This is a genomic window from Micromonospora inaquosa, from assembly GCF_003857055.1.
Lineage (GTDB): Bacteria > Actinomycetota > Actinomycetes > Mycobacteriales > Micromonosporaceae > Micromonospora > Micromonospora inaquosa.
Genome location: NZ_QGSZ01000158.1, coordinates 1 through 2647 on the forward strand (window position 1 = coordinate 1; position 2647 = coordinate 2647).

Annotated in this window: 3 protein-coding genes; 2 read left to right on the forward strand and 1 reads right to left on the reverse strand. The window is 68.6% G+C overall.

Annotated elements, in window-relative coordinates:
• Window positions 1-2: 2 nt before the first annotated feature.
• Window positions 3-1439: a pyridoxal-dependent decarboxylase gene (locus DLJ59_RS07815; protein ID WP_244235892.1), complete on the reverse strand. Its 1437-nt coding sequence runs from the start codon at window positions 1437-1439 to the stop codon at window positions 3-5.
• A 130-nt stretch (window positions 1440-1569) separates the two neighbouring features.
• Here DLJ59_RS07815 and DLJ59_RS07820 point away from each other — a divergent pair, with 130 nt between their 5' ends.
• Complete coding sequence (locus tag DLJ59_RS07820) at window positions 1570-1821, forward strand: hypothetical protein (protein WP_124771840.1); 252 nt, start codon at window positions 1570-1572, stop codon at window positions 1819-1821.
• Window positions 1822-2232: 411 nt separating this feature from the next.
• A partial coding sequence (locus tag DLJ59_RS07825) for a cellulose-binding domain-containing protein (protein WP_208648589.1) occupies window positions 2233-2647 on the forward strand: 415 nt, incomplete at its 3' end.

Below are 2647 nucleotides of genomic sequence, written 5' to 3' on the forward strand. Positions count from 1 at the left end.
GGTTAGGGGGTGAGCAGGGTGGTGGCCGCCTCGGAGAGCAGGGCCCAGGCTTCGTCGATGTGCGCTTCGGTGCTCTGGGGTGAACCGACCGCCAGCCGCAGCGTGTAGCGGCCGTCGACCCGGCTGTGCGTGAGGTGCACCCGTCCGGTGGCGTTCACCGAGGCCAGCAACGCCGCGTTGGTGTCGTCGTCGGCGCGCAGTCGGAAGCAGACCAGTGAGAACGGGTGCGCCGCGGCCAACTCGAACCGGTCGTCGGCGCGGACCCGCTCGGCGAATCGTTCGGCCAGCGCCACCCCGGAGCGGATGTGCGCCCGTAGCCCTTCGGCGCCGTACCAGCGCAGCACGAACCACAGCTTGAGGGACCGGAACCGCCGGCCCAGCGGAACCTGCCAGTCCCGGTAGTCGATCACCGCGCCGGATTCGGTGGCCGCGTTGCGCAGGAACTCCGGCAGTACGGTCAGCGCCTCGATCAGTTCGGCCCGGTCGGCCACCCAGAACGCGTCGCAGTCGAAGCCGGTGAGCAGCCACTTGTGCGGGTCGAAGCAGTAGGAATCGGCGTACTCCAGGCCGGCGTGCGTCCACCGCAGTTCGGGGCAGACGGCGGCGGAGCCCGCGTACGCGGCGTCCACGTGCAGCCAGATCCCGTACTCGGCGCAGATGGCCCCGATCTCCGGCAGCGGGTCGACGGCGGTGGTGGAGGTGGTGCCGATGGTTGCCACCACGATGGCCGGCACGTCACCGGCGGCCAGGTCGGCCTCGATGGCGGCCCGCAGGGCGCCCGGCAGCATCGCCTGGGTGTCCGGGTCCACCTCGATCGACCGGATTCCGTCGCTGCCCAGCCCGGCGATCCGTACCGCCTTCTCGATGGACGAGTGCCCGTGGATGGAGGTGTAGGCGCGGTAGCGCTGGTCGATGCCGGTGTGCCGCCAGCGGCCGCCGCTGGCCCGTTGCAGTGCGGTCAGGGTGGCCACGAGCGTCGCCGAGGAGGCCGAGTCCTGGATGACCCCACCGCCGGCGCTGGTCGAGCGGAACCGCGGTGGCAGGTCCAGCAGGTGGGCCAGCCAGTCCATCATCACCGTCTCCAACTCGGTGCAGGCGGGGCTGGAGGCCCAGAGCATGCCCTGGACGCCGAGCCCGGAGCTGACCAGGTCGCCGAGCACGCTCGGGCCGGAGGTGTTGGCGGGGAAGTAGCCGAAGAAGCCCGGGTGCTGCCAGTGGGTCAGCCCCGGTACGACGATCGAGTCCAGGTCGGCGAGGATCGCCTCGACCGGTTCGCCGCCGGTGGTGGGGGGTTCGCTGGGCAGGGCGGCGGCCACCGTGCCAGGGGGGTCGGCCGGGGCGACCGGGCGTTGCTCCACTGTCGCCCAGTAGTCGGCGATCCAGTCGACGACGGCGTGGCCGGCGCGACGGAATTCGGCGGGGTCCATGTGGTGAGCCATCCGACGAGTTGATCAGGCGCGCGCGCCCAAAACAAGCCGTCTGCCGGATCGACACTCATAACACATCACATCCGCCATCGCCACTCTTCTGTAACGCCGAGATCCATGCGGGCGGCCTGTTGACCTTGTGGTGCGCAATGACTCGGCGCACCCGGTAAGCATCGCGGACTGGTGTGATGGGACCGGCTCCTGCGGAAAGACTTACCTGCTCAAGCCGGGTGAAGTCTCGACGAAGTACAAAAAGGACACCGACACGTTCGCGTTGCAGTGTACCGGTAACTACTACCGCTACACCGGCGACTTGCTGCAGACGTCGGCCGCCTACAAATGGATTCGGATCTCTGACGGAAACTCGGCGCGCGTCGTCAACCAGAACTGCTGATAACGCAATTAAAGACATCCTGTCCCAGCGGAGAATAGTTGTCCGTGGGTTGGGGTTTGCGTCTTGTGCAATCTGATGCGGTGGTGCCTCGATCGACATTTTTGGTCGACTCGCTGGCACCGCCGCTGATTGCCTGCGCCGAGTGCCGCACGGCGTGCTGGCCGCGCCCATCCTCGGCGAGCCTCTCGCACCGCCAGCGGGAGTCGGCAGGCGCAGCGATGTGATGACGGTCGATGTTGCGGACCGGAAAGCGCTTGCCTTACGATGCGCGGTGAGTCGGATCCGTGAGTTCCAGGGCGTTTCACCCCGATCAGATCGCCGTCCACCGCCGTCGCGGTGGGTTGGTCCACTGTGCTTCCCGGGCAGGGCCGGTGGGTCGTAGCGGTCATCACCGGATCCCGGAGGCAGTGCATGCACCCGTCCAGACATCGGCTGATCCTGCTCGCCGCCACGACGGCGGCCACCGTCGTGGCCGGCACCCTCGGCACGGTCGTCGCCTCGGCCGCCGCCGTCGGCTGCCGGGTCGACTACCAGATCACGAACCAGTGGCAGGGCGGCTTCGGCGCCAACGTCACCATCACCAACCTCGGCGACCCGGTCAACGGGTGGGCTCTCACCTGGTCGTACGCCGCAGGCCAACAGGTCACCCAGGCGTGGAACGCCACCGTCACCCACTCCGGGGCCCAGGTCACCGCGCGCAACGTCGACCACAACGCCGCCATCGCCACGAACGGCAGCACCTCGTTCGGCTTCAACGGTTCGTGGACCGGCAGCAACCCGGTGCCGAGCAGCTTCGCGCTCAACGGCACCACCTGCACCGGCACCG

Excerpts from the sequence above, each read along its gene's own strand:
- DLJ59_RS07815 (WP_244235892.1), bottom strand. The coding sequence starts at position 1,439 with ATGGCTCACCACATGGACCCCGCCGAATTCCGTCGCGCCGGCCACGCC.